Annotated in this window: 16 protein-coding genes and 1 pseudogene; 10 read left to right on the top strand and 7 right to left on the bottom strand. The window is 61.8% G+C overall.

The genetic code is table 11. The features are described 5' to 3' along the window. Positions 1–39: 39 nt before the first annotated feature. A complete protein-coding gene (locus tag PMI24_RS21310) occupies positions 40–4863 on the bottom strand; it encodes a dermonecrotic toxin domain-containing protein (protein ID WP_007957541.1) in 4824 nt (1607 codons plus the stop codon). 191 nt (positions 4864–5054) lie between these two features. Here PMI24_RS21310 and PMI24_RS21305 point away from each other — a divergent pair, with 191 nt between their 5' ends. Beyond that, positions 5055–6086, top strand: coding sequence for an Ldh family oxidoreductase (locus PMI24_RS21305; RefSeq protein WP_007957539.1), 1032 nt, complete (start codon positions 5055–5057; stop codon positions 6084–6086). Between the two features lie 56 nt (positions 6087–6142). Here PMI24_RS21305 and PMI24_RS21300 read toward each other — a convergent pair whose 3' ends face one another. Continuing rightward, positions 6143–6460: a DUF883 family protein gene (locus PMI24_RS21300; protein ID WP_007957537.1), complete on the bottom strand. Its 318-nt coding sequence runs from the start codon at positions 6458–6460 to the stop codon at positions 6143–6145. Positions 6461–6613: 153 nt separating this feature from the next. On the opposite strand from PMI24_RS21300, the gene PMI24_RS21295 reads away from it, so the two are divergent. After that, positions 6614–6868: a hypothetical protein gene (locus tag PMI24_RS21295; protein WP_007957535.1), complete on the top strand. Its 255-nt coding sequence runs from the start codon at positions 6614–6616 to the stop codon at positions 6866–6868. Here PMI24_RS21295 and PMI24_RS21290 read toward each other — a convergent pair whose 3' ends face one another. Continuing rightward, on the bottom strand, positions 6869–7783 hold the full coding sequence (locus tag PMI24_RS21290; protein WP_007957532.1) for a LysR family transcriptional regulator: 915 nt from the start codon (positions 7781–7783) through the stop codon (positions 6869–6871). Between the two features lie 84 nt (positions 7784–7867). On the opposite strand from PMI24_RS21290, the gene PMI24_RS21285 reads away from it, so the two are divergent. Further along, positions 7868–8791 carry a carbon-nitrogen hydrolase family protein gene (locus tag PMI24_RS21285; RefSeq protein ID WP_007957530.1) on the top strand — a complete coding sequence of 308 codons (924 nt, stop codon included), beginning with the start codon at positions 7868–7870 and terminating at the stop codon, positions 8789–8791. On the opposite strand, the pseudogene PMI24_RS21280 reads toward PMI24_RS21285, so the two are convergent. From PMI24_RS21280 to PMI24_RS21265, 4 genes and pseudogenes are all read right to left on the bottom strand, one after another. Next, positions 8781–9338, bottom strand: a pseudogene (locus PMI24_RS21280) (GNAT family N-acetyltransferase). The gene PMI24_RS21285 and the pseudogene PMI24_RS21280 overlap by 11 nt on opposite strands. A gap of 50 nt (positions 9339–9388) precedes the next feature. Next, a complete protein-coding gene (locus PMI24_RS21275) occupies positions 9389–9862 on the bottom strand; it encodes an LEA type 2 family protein (protein WP_007957522.1) in 474 nt (157 codons plus the stop codon). 70 nt (positions 9863–9932) lie between these two features. Beyond that, the gene (locus PMI24_RS21270) at positions 9933–11399 is read right to left on the bottom strand and encodes a nucleobase:cation symporter-2 family protein (RefSeq protein WP_007957521.1); all 1467 of its coding nucleotides are present in this window, start codon (positions 11397–11399) and stop codon (positions 9933–9935) included. A gap of 99 nt (positions 11400–11498) precedes the next feature. Beyond that, positions 11499–12398: a LysR family transcriptional regulator gene (locus PMI24_RS21265; RefSeq protein ID WP_007957520.1), complete on the bottom strand. Its 900-nt coding sequence runs from the start codon at positions 12396–12398 to the stop codon at positions 11499–11501. Between the two features lie 99 nt (positions 12399–12497). Between PMI24_RS21265 and PMI24_RS21260 the strand changes: the two genes are divergently transcribed. The 7 genes from PMI24_RS21260 (at position 12498) to PMI24_RS21230 (ending at position 18109) form a co-directional block, all read left to right on the top strand. Then, positions 12498–13589, top strand: a complete 1092-nt coding sequence (locus PMI24_RS21260; protein ID WP_007957519.1) for a polyamine ABC transporter substrate-binding protein — start codon at positions 12498–12500, stop codon at positions 13587–13589. Between the two features lie 26 nt (positions 13590–13615). Beyond that, positions 13616–14575 carry an agmatinase gene (gene speB / locus PMI24_RS21255; protein ID WP_007957518.1) on the top strand — a complete coding sequence of 320 codons (960 nt, stop codon included), beginning with the start codon at positions 13616–13618 and terminating at the stop codon, positions 14573–14575. A gap of 88 nt (positions 14576–14663) precedes the next feature. After that, complete coding sequence (locus PMI24_RS21250) at positions 14664–15380, top strand: helix-turn-helix transcriptional regulator (protein WP_007957517.1); 717 nt, start codon at positions 14664–14666, stop codon at positions 15378–15380. 51 nt (positions 15381–15431) lie between these two features. Beyond that, positions 15432–15773 carry a nuclear transport factor 2 family protein gene (locus tag PMI24_RS21245; RefSeq protein ID WP_007957516.1) on the top strand — a complete coding sequence of 114 codons (342 nt, stop codon included), beginning with the start codon at positions 15432–15434 and terminating at the stop codon, positions 15771–15773. Between the two features lie 22 nt (positions 15774–15795). After that, positions 15796–16914, top strand: a complete 1119-nt coding sequence (gene zapE, locus PMI24_RS21240) for a cell division protein ZapE (RefSeq protein ID WP_007957515.1) — start codon at positions 15796–15798, stop codon at positions 16912–16914. Positions 16915–16931: 17 nt separating this feature from the next. Further along, positions 16932–17513: a DinB family protein gene (locus tag PMI24_RS21235; RefSeq protein ID WP_007957514.1), complete on the top strand. Its 582-nt coding sequence runs from the start codon at positions 16932–16934 to the stop codon at positions 17511–17513. Between the two features lie 98 nt (positions 17514–17611). Next, on the top strand, positions 17612–18109 hold the full coding sequence (locus PMI24_RS21230) for a GNAT family N-acetyltransferase (RefSeq protein WP_007957513.1): 498 nt from the start codon (positions 17612–17614) through the stop codon (positions 18107–18109). Positions 18110–18163: the final 54 nt, after the last annotated feature.

Raw genomic sequence — 18163 nt, 5'->3', positions numbered from 1 at the left:
GAATGCGCAGGTATCGAGCCTGCGCATTTTTTGTGTGGATCAAGGGGACGATGCAACTTCCAGCTGCCGGCCCACTTCGCAGATCAGCAGCGCGATCGAATCGGCGTTGTGCAAGATGACACCGACGCGGGCATCGGATGTTTGTTGATCCATGAACGCATTGCGTGCCCCGCTCATGGTGGTGCTGTGCGTTTGCCTGAATATCTCCGCGGCCGTGGCCTCTTTTTCGGGAATTCTGTCAAAGTCAATCCAGACCGCGCGCTCCGGGTTCCATTCCGCAAACAATTGCGCCCGGGGAGTGGCCAGTGAAAGCGCCATTCTTCGTTCGTCCTGCAACTCCTGGAGCAGCTTGGCGCCGTCGGGTGTCACGGACGAAATCAGGTCACAGAAAGGTTCTCGCCCGCGTACGGTTGCGATATCCCAGGCGTTGCTCAGTTGATGGGCCAGTTCGTGGATCAGGGTTTCGGCTTGTGCGTGGCCGTCGATATCAAATCCAGGCGCAGTGACGGGCACGTAGTCCCCCAGGTCCTGGTCAAAGAAGTGCTGGGTGAAATGGACCTTGTTCTGCTGGTCGCCATCGAGGACAAACGCGATCACGTCGTGAAACCACCTGGTGGAGCCGACGATGAAGCGGTCGGTGTTGAGCAGATCGTCCGTCGGGTCTACCAACGCATTGCAGATCGGCAGGATCGCGGTCTTGATCCTGGACAGGATCTGCGTCGTGACTTTCGGAACATCAAAGAACTCCATGAGAAACCGGTTGACCCGTCCGCCGGGCACAACGTTGATGTCCAGAATGGCCAGGTTATGCAGGCAGTTGAACGCATAATCCCGGGCCAGTCCCACTGCACGCCCCAACACCCGGGCTTTTTCAGGGTAGCGCCGGGTGATTTCTTCCATACCGTGGGCTTCTATGTTGAGCATCGTGCGACGAATCCGAGTGTATTTGCTGTGCTCGAGCATTCTGGAAAAGGCTTTGCCGTAATGAACGGTCTGGCCCGGCGTGATCCGCACCATCCGTGAGTCGGTCTTGCGCAGTGACGGGCCGCGTTCTTCCCCTTTTGCCAGTTGCCAGTCCGAGCCGTTTTTGACGACCCTGTATACCTTGCCGTCCACCGCGGCATAGCTGCGGTTGTTGGATGTCTTCTGGTACACGCCCTGGGTCGCACTGAAGGTGAGATCCTTGAGCGCTACGTCGGTTGCTTCGAAAGGCTGCAGGAGCGTGCGTTGTTGCGAGGTCGATTCGATTTCGTCCAGGGTCGGCGCAACAATCTTTTCGACCTGTGTGGCGCCGGCTGCGGTTGCCTGTTCGCCGATGTCGGTGACAACCGCGCTTTCGGCGGACATTTCCGGCAGAAGGCCGACGGTGACCATTTGCTCTGCGCCATCGATAAACGACTTCAGCGCCTTCTTCCAATGATGATTCTGCAGGGCCTCGGCCGAATCCTTGAAGTCATCGTAGGCTTGCCAGAGAAAGCGCCCATAGGCGAGTTTGCCTTGCAACATGTCCGCGACCTGTCGGATGTCATCACTGAACAGGACTTTGGCGTTTTCCCAGTCGGATTGCCCGTCGCTGTCGCGCTGCGAACCGAGCATCTGCTTCAACAGCTCGAGATTGTCCTGATACAGACGTTCCAGCAGGTTGCCGCCAATCGGGCGGTAGTCCAGCGTCATTTCGCTGGTCTGTCCCAGGCTGCTGGCAAGCAGGCTGCGGAAGGTCGCTCGCTGCGTCTGCGGCAAACGGCGAAGCAACAGGTTTTGCAGGAATCCCGGAATATTCAGAGCGCCAATCAGGGCCTTCTCGTCGAAGAATTCGTGAAACGCCTGCTCGGCAAACGGGGTATAGAGCAGCACTGGCCCCTTGTGGGCGGTGCCGGGTGCCAACACATACAGTCCGCATGCCTCGACGGCAGTAGCTCCGGCGGTCTTGACCAGTGACAGTGGACACACCATGGCGTGTGTGCCGGCGACGGCGGCACGAGCGATGGCATCCGGCATGTCCAGCACCTGCCGGATGTAACTGAACGCGGTTTCGGACAAATGCTGCTGCAGTTTCAGCGCGTGAGCATGCTGCAGCAATTGCCAGGGCAACTGACGGAAGAAAACCTGCTGCCGGGCGAGCCCTGCAACCGTAGTCGTCGCTAGTGCCTGAATGACTTTTTCGCTGTAGCGGGTGGGAATTTCGAGCGACAGCAGCAGTTGCCTGACGGCGCTCTGATCCAGCCCTTTGGGCAAGGCGCTGGCGTTGATCGACGTGACTTTGAAACCGGTGCCTTGGGCGATGTTGATGTGATTGAGGGCAAACTCGACCAGGTTACGCGCAGGGCCGGCCAGGGCCAGATTGGGTGTTATCCGGATGTGGCGAGGATTGAGCCGGCTATCGGGGAAACGGCTGTCGAGCAGTGATTTCAGGGTTTGTTCGACATGGGTGACCAGTGTCGGCACACCTGTCAGGTAATCCTTGTCGTCGACGACGCTCTGGCGCCATTGCTCCATCAGTTCGACGTGCAGTTTTTGCTCCGCAACCGCCGCCATGCCGAGCCAGGCCGGGTAGGTCTGCTGTGCAGCGATTGCCCGGGCATGGGCCGTGGCCAGTTTCAGGTTGGTGTGAAAAGCCGGCTCACTCAACGCTGTCAGCGTCTTGCTGCGCCGGGCGGGATCCTTGACGCGGCTGCGCACCTGCTCGCAGCGCCCGAGAAAATGCTCGATGGCCGATTGCATGCGGTTGTGCAGCACGTTGTGTTCGATAAACTGAAACGCCCCCAGGGAATAGCGCTGATGCAGCTGAAACTGTGCAGGCAGAATGTTCTCCAGCAATGACAGGCGTTGCACGTTATGCAGCAAGCGTTGCTCGAGCCTGTGCCGGGCAACCGCGACGGTGTCGAATACTTCAAGCCCGAGCGCGGGTGTCCACAGTACCGCGCGACCGGAGTGCCGGGCGTCGAGGCCGCCACGCTCGGTCATCAGCAGGCAATGGGCGAGCGGCAGCAGGTTTTGCTGGCCGGCAGACTGCAGGGTGAGCCCATAGGCGTCCGGGCGAAAACCCTCCAGCGCCCGGCGCAGCACGCGGGTAGGCTGGTCGGGGTTGACCACGGCATCGACGATCGCCCGCGCCGACGCTTGCAGCGTACCGTTCAATGCTCGCAGCCGGGCTTCGCCGGTCACCCCGAGAAACCAGGCATGGCCCAGGTTTGACTTGAGGTTTTCGAGAAACGGTCGCTGGACTTCCAGGGTTGCCATCGGTTGCGTCTTGAGTAATTCGCCGAGCGAAGCTTCAACGCTGCTGAACGTCTTGATCGCGGCACGTGCCTTGTCCGCCAGGACCAGGGACGGCTGTTGATTGCCCGACAACACCGGGTGCGTGCTCCAGCGTCCAGCGCTGTCGAACTCGAGCAGACGCGCATGAATCATCGAGCGAATGTCCAGGCTCTTGTCGAACAGGGCGTGCAGATTCACCGCGCCATCGCTGTGGCGAAACACCTGCAAGGCGTACTCGATGTTTTGCCGTTGCTTGGTGATGATCGATTCAAAGAGGATCTTGAAGACCTCTCCAAGCACCCGCTCTCCCGACACCTGCGGCTGATCGAAGCCAAGGAAGCGATTACGCTCGTCCAGACTGAGCAGGCTGTAGAGTTCGTCTTCATGCCCCTTGGCCATGAACTTGCTCAGCAGCGTCTGTTTCAGATCGCTGTAGTCGGTGAGTATCTGCAGGCCCTGCACCGGCGTGTAAAGGAAGGCGTGGGCGCCGCTGATCATCAGCGAGCCCGCCAGTTCGACGTAGTTGGCTTCACGTTCCCAGAGACGCACGGTTTCGGTCAATGGACGAATGGAGCCGTCGTTGCGGGGCCGTATCAACTGGTGCAGTGCGTTGAATTGCGGTGCATCGAGAATGCCGGTTTCGCGTTTGATCATCCATTCGGCGCGCGCCTGATCCTCGAGTACTTCGGCGAAGAACGTCCGACGCGACGAGCCGTCGCTGGAGGGCGCATCCCAATAGCGTTCCAGATGTCGAAACAACAGGGCCGACAGCTTGCCGGCAGCACTTTTGACGGCGTCTTCCCATTGCAGTTGGTCATCCTGAGTGGCCGTTCTGTCGGGATGGGTGAACTCACGCAATGCAGCAGTCGGCCATTGCTGGTGGCGGTAATACAACAGCACTGCGTCGCTCAGGCTCATGGATTCGAGCCAATGCCTGTCGGGCGCCGCACGGTCGGAGCCGGTGGCGCCGTCCAGGGTGTAGAGGCCGACGCGGGTTCGGCTTTGCTGCAATTTGCCGAAGTGCGGTTTGAGCAACTCGTCGAGAATGTCTTCCAGCAGGTGCGTCAGCGTCGGCAGTTTCTCCAGTTCCGTACGCATTGCCTGCGCATTCAACAACTGGCTCTGTTTGATCGCCTCGGTGGTCTCATCGAATACATCGCCTTCGATCAGTGTGAACGACACGGAAATCTTTTCCGCGTCGAGCAGCCGTTTACGTTGTGGCAACGACAGGAGCGCAAACAGTGAGGTCTGGTCGTCGGCATTGTTCAGGCGTTGCTCGAACTGTTGTTTCAAGTCGGCGCGGTCAGCGTATTTCTTGATGCCGTCGAAGGCGGTGTAAAGGATATGGGCCTGATTGACGGGTGTCTGGCTGAGAACAAACGCGCCCGGAAGCGGCACCGGGATTTCACTGCCAACGTTAAGCAGTACCCGCTCGGCGCGCATGGCCGGGGTCTGCTGGCTGCGCAAGGTGTGGGAGGACAGCCTGGCATGGGCGAGCCATCTGAATTCGTGTTCGGACAGACCGTGGGTCTTGCCCAGTTCGGTCCACAGTCCGGGGGAGTCGAAGACTTCGGGAAACAACAAGGGTTTGATGGGGGCTGACATGATCGAGTCTCGATGAGGGGCGCATGCGGGCAGGCGCCGGTGGGTCGAGACGCAAGGCTAGGGCGGGTGACGCTGGCGAAGGTGGTAGATAAATATTGCGGGGTTGACAGGCCACCGGCCGGCCATGGTTAATCCTCTGGCGGGTTGTTCGTTCGCTGTTGTTCCCTCCAATAATTACTCTGGAGCTTCAGATGTCTGCGCCACACGATCATGCGGTCTCGTCCACGGTCTCGCTGGACGAGCTGACTCAATTGCTGGAAACGATTTTCACCCGTCACGGCACCTCGGCCGAAGTCGCCCGAACGCTGGCCGCCAATTGCGCCAACGCCGAACGAGACGGTGCGCACAGTCACGGCGTATTCCGGATCCCCGGTTATGTCTCGACGCTCAACAGCGGCTGGGTCAACGGCCAGGCCGTGCCGAAAGTCGAGGACGTGGCGTCAGGATTCGTCAGCGTCGATGCCGGCAACGGTTTTGCTCAACCTGCGCTGGCGGCGGCGCGTCCACTGCTGGTGGAAAAGGCCCGCAGTGCCGGGATCGCGGTGCTGGCGATTCGTAATTCCCATCACTTCGCCGCGCTGTGGCCGGACGTCGAGCCTTTCGCGGATGAGGGTCTGGTGGCGTTGAGCGTGGTCAACAGCATGACCTGCGTGGTACCCCACGGTGCCGACCGGCCATTGTTCGGCACCAACCCGATTGCCTTCGCCGCACCCCGGGCTGACGGTGCGCCGATCGTGTTCGACCTGGCCACCAGCGCCATCGCCCATGGCGACGTGCAGATCGCCGCACGCAAGGGCGAGAAACTGCCGGCAGGCATGGGCGTCGACAGCCTCGGCCAGCCGACCTGCGACCCGAAGGCGATTCTGGAAGGCGGCGCGTTGCTGCCGTTTGGCGGGCACAAAGGTTCGGCGCTGTCGATGATGGTGGAGCTGCTGGCCGCCGCGCTGACCGGTGGCAATTTCTCGTTCGAGTTCGACTGGAAGAACCATCCCGGCGCCAAGACCCCGTGGACCGGTCAATTGGTGATCGTGATCGACCCGAGCAAGACCGCCGGGCAAAGCTTTGCCGAACGCAGTCAGGAACTTGTGCGGCAGATGCACGGGGTTGGACTCAAGCGTTTGCCGGGGGATCGGCGGCATTTGCAGCGGGCCAAGTCATTGGCCAGGGGTATCGAACTGGATCAACAGACCCTGTCGCAGCTGCGTGAACTGGCCGGCGAATGAATTTTTGCCGGACATGAAAAAGGCGAGCCCGAGGGCTCGCCTTTTTTTGTTCGCGCTCAGCGGCGACCGAGCAGCAATCCGACCACCAGACCGAAACCGGCGGAAATCGCCACGGTCTGCCACGGGTGTCCGCCAATGTAGCTCTCGGTGGCGTCCACCGCCGGTTTGGTGCGGTCACGCACGCTGGTGACCGAATCCAGCGCCTGCTGCAGTTTCTGGGCGATTTGCCCGCGCAGGGTCTCCGCTTCCTCGCCGACCAGCGAGGCACTGCTCTTGAGCAGTTTTTCCGACTCTTCGATCAGCGCCTGAAGTTCGCTGAAGGCCTGGTCCTTGATTTGGTCTTCGGCGGCTTGAACGGCGGTTTTCCGGGCCATTGGGTGACTCCTTGCAGGTGAATGGACAGTGAACAATGGAGTGTGGCGCGACTTGAAAAGTTGCAGCGATTTTCCATCCGGAGCAAAAACCAGCGTCAGAGGTTTCCGTCCAGCGTGTAAGATGTCGCCATTTCATGCAGCAGGTAATTCCCGATGAGTTTCAATCTGGCCGACAAATCCCTCGCAGAGCGCGCCGCGCTGGAAGATGAAAAATCCCGACTGTTCGAACTCTGGCAGAACAATCTGGGCAAAGCCAAGGGCGAAGCCGCGCGTTTGTTCGGCGAGCGCTCCAAGCGCAAGGGCAAATGGGCCGAGTTCGTGCGCGCCGAACTGGACGGCATGTCGCCGCCGGAGTTCGCCAACATGGTGCGCAGTGAAGTCAATCGCCTGATGGCGGCCAACAAGTAATCACTCGGCCCTGAAACTGGCGCCAATCGCTTCGCGCACTGTCAGCACCACCGGATCGATCTGGGTGCTGGTGCGCCAGCCCAGTTCGATCGGGTAACGCGGCAGCGCCAGCGGGCAGGGCAGCAGCGCCAACCCGCTCATTGCAGCAATGGCCTGCGCCGCGTGGGTCGGAATGGTCGCCACCGCATCGCTGCCCTTGAGCAGATGCGGCAACGCCGCAAAATGCGTGGTCGAAGCGCAGACCCTGCGACTACGGCTCAGCGCCGCCAGCCCTTCATCGGTGATCCCGATAAAACCACCCGACGACACCAGCAGGTGCTCGCGGGTCACGAATTCTTCCAGGTCGATCTGCTGCTGGCCCGGCGCCAGGCTCGCCGGATCCACCAGACACGCGTAACCCCCTTCACCCAGCACCTGACGGCTGAGCAGCCGCTCGGCAAACCCACCGGCGGTGATCGCCAGATCGATGCTGCGCTCCATCAGCGCCCGAGCGACGATCTGGCTGTGGGTCTGGCGGAAGATCAGCCGCAGTTTCGGCGCGCGGCGGGCGATTTCCTCGATCAGCCGGCGGCCGTAGGCAATCTCGAAATCGTCCGAGAGGCCCACGGTGACCGAGCGTCCTTCGTAGTGATTGGCCGTCGGGTCGACCATGGCCAGGCTTTGCCGACACTTGTTCAGCGCATCGCTGACCACCGGTTTCAACTGATTGGCCTTGAGCGTCGGCGCCAGTCCCCGGCCGGTGCGCACGAACAATTGATCGCCATACACCTCGCGCAACCGCCGTAAGGCCGCGCTGACCGCTGACTGGGTCACGCCCAGGCGCAACGCCGCGCGGCTGGCGCTGGACTCTTCATGCAGGGCTTCGAAGACTTTCAGCAGGTTGAGGTCGACGGTTGCGATATTCATCTGGCTCATATCATTCAGCAGTGGATCGGTCTTTATTCATGATCCCGTGGCGCCGGAGAATGAGCAACACCTGAACTTCACGGAGTGACCGCCATGCCCAAATCAATCGTTGCCGCCCTGCAGATCGGCGCCTTGCCCGGTGGCAAGGCTGAAACTCTGGAACAGATCCTGAGCTGGGAAGCCGCGATCATCGAATCCGGCGCAGCGCTGGTGGTGATGCCCGAAGCGTTGCTCGGCGGTTACCCGAAAGGCGAGGGCTTCGGCACGCAACTGGGTTATCGCTTGCCGGAAGGACGCGAGGCCTACGCCCGTTATTTCGCCAACGCCATCGATGTGCCGGGGGCGGAAACCGAAGCGCTGGCCGGGCTGTCGGCGCGTACCGGGGCCAATCTGGTGATCGGCGTGATCGAGCGGGCCGGCAGCACCTTGCATTGCACGGCGCTGTATTTCGATCCGCAGGCAGGCCTGGTGGCCAAACACCGCAAGCTGATGCCCACCGGCACCGAGCGGCTGATCTGGGGCAAGGGCGACGGTTCGACGCTGCCGGTGCTCGACACTCAGGTCGGCAAACTCGGCGCGGTGATCTGCTGGGAAAACATGATGCCGCTGCTGCGCACGGCAATGTACGCCAAGGGCATCGAGGTCTGGTGCGCACCGACCGTGGACGAGCGCGAGATGTGGCAGGTCAGCATGCGCCACATTGCCCATGAAGGGCGCTGCTTTGTGGTCAGCGCCTGTCAGGTGCAGGCCTCGCCGAACGAACTGGGCGTAGAAATCGCCAACTGGCCGGGGGATCGGCCGCTGATCGCCGGTGGCAGCGTGATCGTCGGACCGATGGGCGATGTGCTGGCCGGGCCGTTGCGCGGCGAGGCCGGCTTGCTCACCGCCGAGATCGACACCGCAGAACTGGTGCGCGCCCGCTACGACTACGACGTCGTCGGCCACTATGCGCGGCCGGATGTGTTTGAGTTGAGCGTCGATGAGCGGGCGAAACCGGGCGTACGGTTCACGGTTTGACGGACTGTCGGCGCCACCATTCTTCGCGGGTGATTTCCCAGATTTCCCGTGGGAAGCGGCCGCCGACGAAGTCGTCCTCATCGGTGCGGATCAAGCGCATGCCAGTGCGCTCCGAGAGTTTTCGCGAACCAAGGTTCGGTGCGGCTTTCGGCACGCGCATCAATGGCTGATCGAGGGTTTCGAACCAGTACCGGTTCACGGCTTCGCTGGCTTCGGTCATCAAACCCCGGCCCTACCAGGCCGGGGCGAGCCAGAAACCACGGTGGTTGTCCGGTTCGTCCATCAGGCTGATGTTGCCGATCAATTGTTCCGGCGCCGATTTGAGGCGAATCGTCCAGTGCCACTCTTTGCCTGCCGCAATGGCCGGCAGCGCAATGTCACGCAGGTAGGTGAGGGCGCCGTCGTCCGGATAAGGCCAGGGCACGAAGGCGTTCAGATAGCGCACCACTTCCCAGTGGGGAAATTGCTGCTGGATGGCCTCGGCATCCGCGAGTTCAAGCGGACGCAAGATCAGTCGTTCGGTGTACAGCGTGGGAGTGTCTTCCATAAACCTGCGGCTTCCATGTTTCTGATTAAACGCTGCAGGCTACCGCATCTTTACCAGGTTGCGGCACTGGCCCTCGGCAGACTCAGCTTGCCGGTATCGACAAAGCGCATCGTGCCAAACAACCCGCCGGCCAGTTTGCCGCGCAGCACATAGGGCAGGTTGTCGAGGGTTTGGGTCTGGCTCAGGCCCAAGGTCTGGCGCAGCACCGAGAACGCGGAAATGCTCACCGGGACGCTGACGATGGTTTCGGAAAACCGTGGAATCGAGCCGCTCTGATCGCTCACACCCGACGCCAGCGAGTGGCCGTTGACCTCCAGATCCAGCGCGATGCCGTTGTAGTCGATGGGCGTTTCGTTGGGATTCTGCACCCGCAGCTTGATCGCGAAGCGCACTTCCAGATCCTGGCTCGGCAGCGGTTCGAGGCCGACCACGTTGATGTTCACCGGATCGCGGTTGGGAAACAGCGCACAGGCGCTGAGGGAGAGCAGAAGCAGGGACAGGATGACGGCTTGGAGACGGCGCATTGATGCTCTCTCATTGAAAAAGGGCTGAACCGTCGCCGGTATCAGCCCTTTTTTCATCGAGCGGACAGGATCAACGGTTCAACTGTGCGACAGCGGCCTTGGTTGCAGGTTCAGCTTTGGCCGGCAGGTCGGGGTTTTCCATGACCTGAAGGATAGAGGCTTCCGGGTCGAAGTCATCTTCTTCCAGCTCGATGAACTCTTCCGGGAGGAAGATATTCAGCACGATCGCACACAGCGCACCGACGGTAATCGGCGATTCGAAGATGTTGCGCAGCGCCTGCGGCAGTTCGCGCAGCACCTCCGGCACGGCGGCAATGCCCAGGCCCATGCCGACGGAAATCGCCACGATCAGCATGTTGCGCCGATGCAGACCAGCCTCGGCGAGGATCTTGATCCCGGCCACGGCCACGGTGCCGAACATCACAAGTTCTGCGCCGCCGAGCACCGGTTTCGGCATCAGTTGCAGCACCGCGCCGATCATCGGGAACAGCCCCAGCAGCACCAGCAGGCCGGCGATGAAGAAAGCGACGTAACGGCTGGCCACGCCGGTGAGCTGAATCACCCCGTTGTTCTGGGCGAAGGTCACCATCGGCATGCTGTTGAACACGGCGGCCATGGCCGAGTTGAGGCCATCGGCGAGCAGCCCGGACTTGATCCGGCGGATGTACAGCGGGCCTTTGACCGGCTGCCGGGAAATCATCGAGTTGGCGGTCAGGTCACCGGCCGCTTCCAGCGGCGACACCAGGAAAATCACCGCCACCGGCACGAACGCCACCCAGTCGAAATTGAAGCCGTACTTGAACGGCACCGGCACGCTGACCACCGGCACTTGCGGCAGGTTGGCGAAATCCACGGTGCCCATCAGCCACGCCACCACGTAGCCGAGGGTCAGGCCGATGACAATCGCGCCCAACCGCAGGAACGGCACATCGACCCGGTTCAACACCACGATGGTGCCCAGCACCAGCGCTGCCAGGAACACGTGACTGGCCGCGCCCAGATCCGCCGCGCCGAAGCCGCCGGCAATGTCGGTCATCGCCACTTTGATCAGCGACAGGCCCATCAGGGTGATGATGGTGCCGGTCACCACCGGGGTGATCAGCATGCGCAACTTGCCGATGAACTGGCTCAGCACCACTTCGATGAAGGCGGCGAAGAAGCACACGCCGAAGATCGTCGAGAGGATTTCATCGGTGCCGCCGCCCCGGGCCTTGACCATGAAACCGGCGCTGAGAATCACGCTGATAAAGGAAAAACTGGTGCCTTGCAGGCACAGCAGCCCCGAACCGACCGGGCCGAAGCGCTTGGCCTGAACGAAGGTGCCGAGGCCCGAGACGAACAGCGCCATGCTGATCAGGTACGGGATTTCGCTTTGCAGGCCGAGGGCGCCGCCCATGATCAGGGTCGGGGTGATGATGCCAACGAAGCTGGCCAACACGTGTTGCAGGGCGGCAAACACCGTTGCGGTGAAGTGCGGACGGTCGTTGAGGCCGTAGATCAGATCGTTGTTGCGCGGGGCTTTTTCAGAGACGGTCATGGTGGTTTGCGTGCCGCAATGCGGGGCCGGGTCGGAAAATGGGTGCGCAGGATGCCGTAAGCGGGAGGCGAGGGCAACGCATTAAAACTGCCCAAAAGGTCAGGTTCGACCAAAGGCTGACAGCAGATCTTCTTCAAAAGCCTTCTGCGCATCACCGGGCACCTGCGCCCGATGGCGGGCCAGATGGAACGCCACGTCAAAGCTCAACTCGCCTTCGCGCACCGGGCGCAGCAAGCCTCTGTCCTGCCACTGGCGGGCGTAATGGTCGGGCAGATAACCGAGATGTTTACCCGACAGAATGAAGGCGAGGGTGCCTTCGACCTGTTCCGAGCGCGCCGAGCAGACCTTGCCCTGAAACGGCTCGTCACTGCGCAGAAACCGGTAGGGGTGATCGACCCGGTCGCAGGCCTGCAACGCGGCATCATCGGGAGCATCGTTGGTGAACAGAGGATGGCCAGGCGCGCAGTACAGATGCTGGGTTTCGCTGAACAGTTCGCGGTAGTCGAACGCGCTCTGCACCTGGGAGAAATAACCGATGGCCAGGTCCAGCCGCTGTTGCAGCAGCAGGCGCTCCATTTCGCCGGGCATGGCGCTGATCAGCTCGATACGCACCGATTCGTCGCGCTCGCGAAACCGCCGGATCGCATCCGCCACCCGTTGCAGCACCGACTGATCGACCGCTTCCGACAGGCCCAGGCGCACTTGGCCGATCAGACGTCCGGCGACGCCGTTGGATTGATGGCGGAAGGTTTCGATCGAGTCGAACAGTGCCCGCGCGGCAATCAACAGTTGCTCGCCCTTGGGCGTCAGGCTGAAACCACCCTTGCCACGGTTGCACACGCGATAGCCGAGACGGGTCTCAAGCTTGGCCATTTGCTGGCTGATGCTCGACTGGCTCAGCCCCAGTTCACCTTGCGCAGCACTGAAACCATTGGATTCGACCACGCCGAGAAACAGCCGCAGAAGCTGAAGATCGACATCATGGAGCTGACCGAGCATCACATTACTCCGGGATAAAGTCAGGTTAACAAACTTGATATTTCTCGAATGTATCCGACGGCGCATCCTGCCACCACTTCCTTCGGTCAGGTGTTCGTCATGGCTCCCGTCTTCAAGCTATGTTTGCCCGCTTTGTTGCTTACCGTCTCCATCGCCGCCCAGGCCGAAGAGAAAACCCTCAATCTCTACAGCTGGGCCGATTACGTGGCGCCTGAAACCTTGCAGCGCTTCGAAAAGGAAACCGGCATCCACGTGCGCTACGACACCTTCGATACGTCCGAGGTGCTGGAAACCAAACTGCTTACCGGCGGCAGCGGGTATGACGTGGTGGTGCCGTCATCCAGCGTGCTGGCCCGTGGATTGGCTGCCGGCGCATTGAAGGAAATCCCTCACGAAGGGCTCAAGGGCTACGCCAATCTCGATCCGGATCTGCTGGAAAAACTGGCGGCGGTCGATCCCGGCAACCGCTATGGCGTGCCTTACACCTGGGGCACGCTAGGGCTGGGCATGAACGTCGAGGCCGTCAAACAGCGGCTGCCGGATGTGCCGCTCAACAGCCTCGATCTGCTGTTCAAGCCTGAATACGCCAGCAAACTCAAGGATTGCGGGATCGCCATTCTCGACTCGCCGCAGGAAGTGATCGGCCTGGCGCTGCACTACCTCGGTAAAGATCCCTACAGCACCGACAAGACCGATCTGGCCGCCGCCGAAGCCTTGTTGCAGAAGTTACAGCCCTCGGTGCTCTACGTCGCCACCGGCCGGCAGATCAGCGATCTGGCCAACGGTAGCGTCTGCCTGGCGCTGACCTACAACGGTGACGCGAGCATGGCCGCCGATCAGGCGCGCAAGGCCAACAAGCCGTTTGAAGTGGCTTACCGGATTCCCAAGGAAGGCACGCTGGTGTGGCAGGACAACCTCGCCATCCCGAAAGACGCGCCGCACCCCGAGGCCGCTCGTACCTTCATCGAGTTCATGTTGCGCCCCGAATCCGTGGCGGCGCTGACCAACACGTTGTTCTTCGCCACCGCCAACCAGGCCGCCACGCCGCTGGTGGATGAGGCGGTGCGCAACGATCCGGACATTTTCCCGAAACCCGAAGTGCGCGAGCGGCTGTACGCCGACCACAGCATGAGCCTCAAGGACATGCGCCAGCGCACGCGCCTGTGGACCACTTTCCGTAGCCGCCAATAGCCCTTCATAACGACAGGAACACACCGATGGACGTGCCCATGCAAAACGATCAGGCCCTGACCCGTGACAGCCTTTACGGCACCGCCGCCGAAAGCACCTACGCCGGGATCACCAGTTTCATGCGCCGGCGCTACAGCCGTGACTTGCGCGGCGTGGACGTGGCGGTCAGCGGTGTGCCGTTCGACACCGCCACCAGCAACCGTCCGGGCGCACGTTTCGGGCCGCGCGGGATTCGTGCGGCGTCCACCGGGATTGCCTGGGAACGGCACTGGCCATGGGCGTTCGACCCGTTCGATCATCTGGCGGTGATCGATTACGGCGATTGCGACTTCGATTACGGCTCGCCGCATACGATCCCGGAAAGCATCGAGGCTCACGCCGAGCACATCCTCAGCTCCGGCAGCGCCATGCTCACTTTCGGCGGCGATCACTTCATCAGCTATCCGTTGCTCAAGGCCCATGCCCGCAAGCACGGCACGCTGTCGCTGATTCACTTTGATGCCCACAGCGACACCTGGCCGGACGAGGGCGGCAAGCGGGTCGATCACGGCACCATGTTCTGGCACGCCGCGCGGGAAGGGCTGGTGGATCCGGCGCGTTCGGTGCAGATCGGTTTGCGCACCACCAACGACGATCATCAGGGCTTTCAGGTGCTGGACGCACGTCAGGTGCATCGCCGTGGCTGCGAAGCGATCGTCGAGGCCATTCGCACGCGGGTCGGGGATAACCCGGTGTACCTGACGTTCGACATCGATTGCCTGGATCCGGCCTTTGCGCCGGGCACCGGCACCCCGGTGTGCGGCGGGTTGAGCACGGTGCAGGCGCTGGAGATCCTTGGCGGCCTGCGCGGGATCAATCTGGTGGGCATGGACGTGGTGGAAGTGGCCCCGGCCTACGACCATGCGGACGTGACGTCGCTGGCGGCGGCGACCCTGGCCATGGAGATGCTTTGCCTGTACGCGGCCCGGCACAAAGTCGACGCGTGACCCCCTCCGAGCCTGGTGAAAGCACCTGACAATTTCTGACACCAGGCTCTGCTAAGCTCCGGCAAATTTTTGCCCGGAGCCGCACACCGTGTCGCGAACCACTCGTCTGTTGACCCTGTTGCAAGTGCTGCGTGGCAAGAAACGCCCGGTCACCGCGGCGACACTGGCCTCCGAGCTGGAAATCTCCGAACGCACCCTCTATCGCGACATCGCCGAACTGACCGCGCTCGGCGCGCCGATCCATGGCGAGGCGGGCATCGGTTACGTATTGCGCAGCGGTCTGTTTCTGCCGCCGCTGATGCTCAACGCCGACGAGACCGAAGCCATCGTGTTGGGCCTGCGCTATGTCGATCAGCGTGGTGACGAGGTGCTGAGCAAGGCGGCGGCGGATGCGCTGGCAAAAATTGCGGCCGTGCTGGACCCGCAGGCCCAGGAAGCGATGCGCAATCCGACCGTCATGCCCGGGCCTTCGGGCTACGGCTTTCCGCAAAACGCGGTGCCGTTGAACGTTTTCCGTCACGCGATCCGCGATCAGGCCAAGCTGCACATCGATTACGCCGATGCGCAGCAGGTGCAGAGCCAGCGCCTGATCTGGCCGCTGGCGCTGGGCTTTCTCAACGAGGTGCGGATCATCGTCGCGTGGTGTGAATTGCGCGGCGCCTATCGCACCTTTCGCACCGACCGGATTGCCGCCGCCAGCCAGCAGGGCGAGCGCTATCCGGGGCGGCGCAGCGACCTTTTGCGCACCTGGCAGCGGCAGATGCAACTGGACGAAAATGGCCGTTTCACTCCTGACAGGAATTGACGCAGGGCTGTTCTAGGATGGCGACAGAACCCGAAAAAAGGAGCTGTAACCATGTTCCATCCCACCTCGATCCTCGCCCCGGCCATCGTTGAGTACATCAACGCCGCCAATGCTCGCGATACGTCCCGGGTCGGCAGTTTTTTTGCCGAGGATGCCCATGTGTTCGATGAAGGCCATCATCAGGTCGGCCCGCAGGCTATCGCCAACTGGATGCAAGACACCGCCCAGCGCTATCAGCCACGGGTCGAAGTGCTGGGCGTCCAGCAGCGCACCGGCAAGGTGCTGGTGCAAGGGCTGATCTCCGGAACGTTTCCCGGCAGCCCGCTGGAGCTGCGCTACACGTTCCGGCTCAACGAACAGGGCAAAATCGCTCGGCTGGATATTTCCCTGTAGCCATCGTGGCATACTGCCGCGCATGACTTTCGACTCCCCTTTGAGCGCCTGGCAATACGCCGTCGACCACAAGGGCTTCATCCAGGATGAAGCCCAGGAACACGCGGTCTGGGCCTTGCAAAAATGCCATGAAGCCCTGCACGCCGGTGCCCGTTCGGTCACCGGCGTTTACCTGTGGGGCCCGGTCGGGCGCGGCAAGACCTGGCTGATGGATCAATTCCACCAAAGCCTGAGGGTGCCGGCGCGGCGGCAGCACTTTCATCACTTCATGGGCTGGGTGCATCAACGCTCGTTTCAACTGACCGGGATCGCCGATCCACTGCGGGCGCTCGCCCGTGAGTTGGCGGCCGAAGTGCGGGTGCTGTGTTTCGATGAGCTGTTCGTCAATGACATCGGTGATGCGATCATTCTCGGGCGCCTGTTTCAGGTGATGTTCGACGAAGGCGTGGTGGTGGTTTGCACCTCCAACCTGCCACCGGATCAGCTGTATGCCGACGGCTTCAACCGCGATCGCTTTTTGCCGGCGATCACCGCGATCAAGCAGCACATGCAAGTGGTCGCGGTGAATGGCGCCAAAGATCACCGCTTGCATCCCGGCGCTGTCGAGCAACGCTATTGGGTTGCATCTCCGGGGCAGGGTAGCGCGCTAAGTCAGGTGTTCGACGCACTGGCTGCCGGGCAGACCGTCAGCGCCGAACCGGTGCCGGTCGGTTATCGAGCCTTGAACGTGGTGCAGGCCAGCGATTCGGTGCTGTGGTGCCGTTACGCCGACCTGTGCGAGCAACCGTTCGCCGCCATGGACTTCATCGCGCTGTGCGACACCTACCGGGCTATCCTGTTGAGCGAGGTGCCGAACCTCAGCGCGAAAAAACGCGAAGGGCGGATCGCCCGAGGCACCGAGGATGGGGCCGAACGGGTGGTGGCCGGCGATCGCGAATTGCCGCAGTTGTCGGTGCACGATGACGGCGTGCGCCGCTTTATCGCGCTGGTCGACGAGTGCTACGACCGCAAGGTGCCGCTGTACATCGAGGCCGAAGTGCCGATGGACGCGCTGTACACCGAGGGCTATCTGGAATTCCCGTTCCGCCGGACCCTCAGCCGCTTGCAGGAGATGCAGCTGCAACGCTTCGCCGAAACCTGAAACACGGAGGGCGCGACATGACTCAGCCACTGTCCCACCATTTGCTGACCATGGCCTACCAGAACGCCTGGGCCAACCATCGACTGGCCAAGGCCTGGAGCCAGCTCGATGACGCGCAACTGGCCGCGCCACGGGTGAGTTTCTTCCCGAGCATCCGCCTGACCCTCAATCACATCCTCACTTGCGACTGGTTCTATGTCGATGCGCTGGAACGCGAGTTGCGCGGTGACGAGCCACATCCCGACTGCTACGTGTTCTTTAACGCAGACGAACCCTTCACCGAGGCGCAGGCCTTGCGCGGGGAGCAGGCGCATGTCGACCGTCGACTGATCGCCTACTGCGAGCAACTGCGCGATGCCGATCTGGGGCGCATCGTCACCATCGCCCGCGACACGCCTCAGCACGACAGCCGTCTGCGGATGATCTCGCATCTGTTCGAACACCAGATCCACCACCGTGGCCAGGTCCACGCGATGCTTAGCGGCACTTCGGTGAAACCGCCGCAACTGGACGAGTTTTTCTGTGCCGGCGAGTCCGGTCTGCGAGCTGAGGATTTCGCCGAACTGGGCTGGACCGAAGAACTTATCTGGGGGCACTGAAAACGCCGGGTTGTGGCCGGGGCCTGCCTCGCGCTAAGGTCGCCGAGCCTATCAGTGCGTATCAAACGCGCCGGGGCCCCGTGCGATCGAGGAAGGAAATGGATTCCGCAGAAATTCTTGTGCTTCAAGCCAGTTACACCAACCCGGTGCATGCCGAGGCCATCGGTGTGGTGCTCAATCATTACGCCGAAGACCCGATGGGCGGCGGCCATCCCATTGCTCCCGAACTGTTGCAGCAACTGCCCGCCGAATTGGCCAAGCGGCCCCACGCGTTCAGCGTCCTGGCGTTCGTCGGTGGCGAACCGGCAGGGCTGGTGAACTGCTTTGAAGGGTTTTCCACGTTTGCCTGCAAGCCGTTGGTCAACGTGCACGACGTGTCGGTGGTGACGAAGTTTCGAGGTTTGGGGCTGAGTCAGAAAATGCTGCGCAAGGTCGAGGACATCGCTCGTCAGCGCGGGTGCTGCAAGATCACCCTGGAAGTGCTTGAAGGCAATGCCGTGGCGCAAAATTCCTACGCCAAGTTCGGCTTCGCGCCGGGCATGTTCGACCCGAGTCACGGGCGCATGCTGTTCTGGATCAAGGATCTGCAGGCATAAAAAAAGGCGCCCGGTAAGGGCGCCCAACTGTCATCTGCGGGGCCAGAGCGGAGC

It is taken from the genome of Pseudomonas sp. GM25 (genome assembly GCF_000282255.1).
GTDB lineage: Bacteria > Pseudomonadota > Gammaproteobacteria > Pseudomonadales > Pseudomonadaceae > Aquipseudomonas > Aquipseudomonas aphyarum.
The sequence above is the reverse complement of the archived record's forward strand: the minus strand, read 5'-3'. Positions and strand labels throughout refer to the sequence as shown.